The following is a 259-nucleotide window of genomic DNA, read 5'->3' on the forward strand; positions in this document are numbered from 1 at the left end:
TCTCCACGCACGGTGCGCGTAAAGGTCTGGCGGATACGGCACTGAAAACAGCGAACTCAGGTTACCTGACTCGTCGTCTGGTAGACGTTGCCCAGGATGTTGTAATCACAGCGGATGACTGTGGTACGCACGCAGGTATCACTATGATGCCTCTGATCGAAGGTGGTGATGTTAAAGAACCACTGCGAGACCTCGTACTGGGACGTGTCGTGGCGGATGATGTGCTGAAACCGGGTACGGAAGAAGTGCTGGTTCAACG

At 54.4% G+C, this 259-nt stretch carries 1 protein-coding gene; it reads left to right on the top strand.

Features of this window, described 5'->3' with window-relative positions; all coding sequences use genetic code 11:
• Positions 1-259, top strand: a 259-nt coding sequence (locus tag ACYP03_RS26845) for a hypothetical protein (protein WP_459782787.1), incomplete at both ends; no start/stop codon positions are given.

Source organism: Photobacterium sp. R1, assembly GCF_054600795.1.